The organism is Microcystis sp. M53598_WE2 (genome assembly GCF_030067735.1).
Lineage (GTDB): Bacteria > Cyanobacteriota > Cyanobacteriia > Cyanobacteriales > Microcystaceae > Microcystis > Microcystis aeruginosa.
The window spans coordinates 1-4187 of the sequence record NZ_JASJFE010000757.1 but is presented as its reverse complement, the minus strand read 5'-3'; the positions used below and the strand labels follow the sequence as shown (position 1 = coordinate 4187).

Here is a 4187-nt window from a genome sequence, read left to right as displayed (position 1 = left end):
TTGAGGAGTGGGATTTTTTAACCAAATTGTAAAAATTTAACCATGATGACCTACCCTAAACGACTGATCGAAGTTGACCTACCCATTAAGGGAATTTCTGCCCATGCGCGGCGGTAAAAATCGATTCGTCATGGGTATATTTCTACACTTCATAGCGCAGCTTGACGGTGGGAGTATGTCAATGAATTTGCCAAGCAAACTGATTACTGATTACTGATCACTGAAAAAGAGCCGCCGCTGCCTTCGTTAAAATTAACCAAAGTGAGGCATAAGAGTCAAAACTCCCAAGTCTAAATCTTTACTATCGATCGATTTTGCTTCGTAGAGGGCTAACATATCGTTTAATTGGGGATTACCGCAGGAGGAACCAGTTACCCCCATGGCAATAATCAAACCACAATAACCCTCGGTATTTTTGATGCGTTTTTGCCAATTGCGGCGAGCATTACGGTGGTCGGGATCATCTTGCTCGAATTCCCCAAACAGATAGAGATCACCGTTAGCCATTTTCAGAATCCCCAGATCATAACGGGTATCTTCTAGGGGATCTTCGCCGGGGTTAAAACCAATAGCCGCCAAACCGCCAGCTTGTTCGATTTTTTCGATAATTTCCTTGGCTTTCGGTCGGGAGGTCTGGATCATGACCACGGGGAAACCCTCTCCTTTTGTCGGTACGGATTGGGGTTGATAATGGATTTTCGGACGACTGCGAATTTTATCTAATAATTGCCAGGGAACCATTCCCAGACTGAGATGTGCATTATCAGGAACTAAATCCTCCTTGAGTACGGATTCTTCCTCATCATCCTCATCATCCTCATCCTCGTCGTCGTCCTCTTCCTCCAAGAGTTGCATAAATTCCGCACATAGATCGGGCATCGTGGCCACCGTCACCGCCACGGTTTCCCCTTTTGCTTGTTCGGGATCGAGGGAAATGCGAAAACGACGCTGTAATTCTCCGATCGGTTCTTCGGATAAAGCGGATTGATTGCCTTTAAAAAAGCGCAACAGAGCTATTAAAGCTAAATATACCGTGATTGCTTCTTCTTCATCTAAATAGGGGCGAATACCTTCGTAGGGATGCACGCTGCCGAAAACTGGATGGATTTGGGAGGGGGCAGCCGAGGCTAGATCGTAGTCATCCTCATCATCGTCCTCATCATCATCGGCCAATTCGTAGCTTAAAAACCAACAATCTTGGGAAAGAAAGGCCTTTTCTAATCTTTCCATCGATTTTTCTTCTAAAGCGGACTGCCGGAATTGTTTGAGGGATTCTAGGGAACGATAGAGAATGATTCCGTATTCCCGACCGAGCATTCCCATGACACAGGCGTAAAGATTCGGGAAATCGGGGCGATCGAGCTTAATTTGCAAAATATCGTAATCAGCTAAACAGGACCAGGGTTCAGCTTTCCAAATTTCGTGAGCGGTTTTCACTAAAGCGGACTGCCAAGCGGGAGGAATTGCCGGGGGGCGGTTATTTTGGAATTCGTCGAATCCACGAAAGAGATCATCGATCAGGGGCAAACTGGGGACATAATCGATGGTGATATCGAGATCTTGCAGTACCCCGCGCAGAAAAAACTGTGTTTCTCGATCGCGGACGATAATTTTTTTCGGTCTGGCTGGCCGGGCGGGATTTTGGGGTGTTTCGATGGCGCGGATTAAGGTTCTCACCATGGCCTCTGGCCCGGTTTCAGGGGAAACTACTTCCATAGCGCGTACACAGCCCTCGCTACCATCCACCCAGATCACGCACTCGCCACCGCTTTCTTGATTTGGTTCTAGGGTGGCCCGGGGCATTCTCTCGGATAAGGATAAAGCACGACGATCTCCTTCCCAAACACTGGGAATTTGTGGAATTTTTTTGAGGCGGCTTTGGGTGGTCCGGGGCAGAAGATTCATCGGGAAATTTAGGGGTAGCTGTTTTAGGATTTTAACCTTTTCTTTTCAAGGATTCCATAGAATTATTCTATCGATTTAGTCGATAACTTGATAAATAAACTGGAAACCTGACCAAGTTCCCAGATCAAAGGCGTATTCATCAATTACACTGCCAGAACTATCCATTTTTAGACCTAAATCTAATTTTAGATCGCTCCAGAAAGCTCTGGCTATTTCTAGGGGGTTAGTCAGGGTGAGCAGTGGGGTGGCTTCTCCCTTGAGGCTTTGAGTGGCATTGAGAAGGGTCAAGGTTTTCGGGAAAGGATGGCGACTGAGGATCAGTATATTCTCTCTGATGCCCTTGGGTTGACTAATTTTCCAATGCCCTTGGCGGTCATTGGGGATGGTGGCCTTGGTTTTGGCCGCCACGACAAAAGGGGCTAATGGACTGGAATTGCTGAAATTATCGGGGTTTTCTGAACGGGAACAGTATAAAAGCGGTTGGCGATCGCTGTCGAGGACAAGGATCAGTGCGTAGAGGGGTTGTTCTTCTTGATTCTCGATTTGATAGCGAATTTCCGTACCGACGGGCAGAATTAAGTCGTTTTTAGCGGTATTAGTCCCCCTGCTACCCGCAATTTTTTGGGTTGGCACCGTGGAGATATAGGTTTGATCGAGGCTTTCCAGGGTGACGATGACGGCTAAACCGGAGGATTCTTGATTGATCAACAAGTGCCACAATTTGCAGGCCAGCAGGGTTTCTAGTTGCGATTGCAGTCGTTTGATTCCCGATTTAATTGCTTCGTTGGCCGCCCCTAAACTACCGATAATTAGGGAGCCATTGGCAGATAATAACTGATAATTGCCAGTTTCTTCGCTACCAACTCGACTTAAGAGACAATCTACCGTTTGTTCGCCAATGTTAACCACGGCGGCCACATCGGGCAAACTGGCAAAGGTACTGGTGGCATCTACCCGTTCAATCCGGGTTAAGTTAGGATCCAAACCGACGATTAAGCCGATTTTACTCGGAAAAACCCGCAATTTTTCCTCTAGAATCTGTCCTATTTCTAGGGAGGCGGTTGGTGATAATAACTGGGCTTTGGCTTTTAAACCCTGACGGGAGAGAATTTGTAGGCTGATTTCCTCCCCGGTCGCCTCAATAAAGCTCAAACAGGAGTTAATTCCGTAATTTTCCAGGATTTCTAAGGGCAGGCCGACCAGATTGACTTCTAGGGTGCGCTCATCAATAAGATTTGTAACAATTGCCGCCCCAACCCTTGACTTTTCTGACGTTGTATGATATAGCGGCACAGAATTATTTTGATTATTGGTCAGGATTGCCGGTTGCTGTTGTTGACTGCTGTGACTAGCGACGAGATTACGGAGATGGGGAAAAGCGATCGCAATTGTCGGACTGGGGGAAACTTGCCAGAGATACTGAGTGAGATCATAGGTGAATAAGCCAGCATTGGGGCTATTACCGCTCAATTCCAGGGCGATTTGCTCTGGTTTAGCGGCAGCGAGAATAACGCCGTTACTAGGCTTATTTTTGAGGTTAAAACGGGTTTTAATATCGGCAGCGAAAGTTAATTCGGCGGGGTTAGGATCAGTAATGGTTCTAGAATAGGAACGAATGCGGAGATTACCGAGATAGGGCTGAGGTTGGGGGAGATGACTACTATCAAAAATCAAGCTAAACTTATCCGTAGCTAGACAGCGAGCCATCAGCAGGATATTTTCCTTGATTAAAGCATTTTCTGCCCCATCAGCAGTAATAAAAACCTCTTTTCCGGCCCCAAGACTGCCATAACCGCTAAAGTGAAAAATTACCACATCCCCCAACCTGGCTTGGGCGATCAGGTGTTCTAAAAAAGCCGCTTCGATCGCTTCTCGACTGGCTTGTTGTCCCGTTAAAGTTACTATATCAGCATCCTGAAAGCCAAAACGATAACGGAGAAGGTCTTTTTGTAACTCCACATCGGTAAGACAGCCGGGCAGCGGCGGAATATTCGCCCCATACTGGTCAATACCGACTAAAAGAGCCAATTTTCGGGGATTAGGGGTGGCGAGAGCGGCCAAATGACGGTTAAGGGTCCCTTGACTAATCGCCAAAGTCAGCAACCCCCAACCTGTCTGCTGGATCAATTCTCGCCTAGTTATGTTCATCGGAAATTTTGGGTCTGAAACCCCGCCGTTCTACGGCGGCTTTACGTTAGAATTAAAAGGCCAGTCTCGAAAACCAAGTGGACGGCGCAGCACCTTGAAAACTCGGCTTAGGGGGTTCCGACCAGAAAAGCTTG

Annotated in this window: 2 protein-coding genes; both read right to left on the bottom strand. The window is 47.1% G+C overall.

All coding sequences use genetic code 11. From position 1 onward, the window contains the following. Positions 1-252: 252 nt before the first annotated feature. A complete protein-coding gene (locus PX636_RS15490) occupies positions 253-1905 on the bottom strand; it encodes a DUF6930 domain-containing protein (protein WP_288117741.1) in 1653 nt (550 codons plus the stop codon). Positions 1906-1980: 75 nt separating this feature from the next. Next, positions 1981-4053, bottom strand: coding sequence for a caspase family protein (locus tag PX636_RS15485; RefSeq protein ID WP_288117740.1), 2073 nt, complete (start codon positions 4051-4053; stop codon positions 1981-1983). Between the last annotated feature and the right edge of the window lie 134 nt (positions 4054-4187).

What these genes read in the sequence shown, in the direction of transcription:
- PX636_RS15490 (WP_288117741.1), bottom strand. Translation starts at nt 1,905, where the DNA reads ATGAATCTTCTGCCCCGGACCACCCAAAGCCGCCTCAAAAAAATTCCA.
- PX636_RS15485 (WP_288117740.1), bottom strand. Translation starts at nt 4,053, where the DNA reads ATGAACATAACTAGGCGAGAATTGATCCAGCAGACAGGTTGGGGGTTG.